The following is a 452-nucleotide window of genomic DNA, read 5'->3' on the forward strand; positions in this document are numbered from 1 at the left end:
ATTCGTACCCCCGCAGGCAATGGCTGCGCGTATGCACAAGGTATGTGCGGCAAGACGGCCGAGACCTCGGATCTGCAGGATGAGCTGATTTATACGCTGCAAGGCCTCAGTGCCTGGGCGCTGGCGGCCCGTGAGCACGACATCGTTGATGACGAGATCGATGCCTTCGTACCCAAGGCCTTCTTCGCCACCCTCCCCAACGTCAACTTTGACTCCGCGCGCATCGTCGACTATGTCAACCAGGCGCTGGCCTATCGGCAGCAACTGGCCGATCGTCTGGCCGCGCAGGCGGTACAGCTTGCCGAGCTGCCTGCCGCCGCCCGCTTCGAGCCGGGTGTCGAGCTGCTGGAACAGCTGGCCCATGCGCCCCAGACCGCGGTCAACCGCGGCAAGAGCGAAGTCAATGAAGACATCATGGGACTGCGCCTGCTCTGCCTCTACGCGCTCAAGGG

The 452-nt window shown here is 63.5% G+C and carries 1 pseudogene; it reads left to right on the forward strand.

Annotated elements, in window-relative coordinates:
• A pseudogene (locus JWG43_RS18255) lies at positions 1-452 on the forward strand (hydroxylamine reductase); the annotation flags it as partial.

This window comes from Desulfobulbus alkaliphilus (assembly GCF_016918545.1).
In the GTDB taxonomy this organism is placed as follows: domain Bacteria; phylum Desulfobacterota; class Desulfobulbia; order Desulfobulbales; family Desulfobulbaceae; genus Desulfobulbus; species Desulfobulbus alkaliphilus.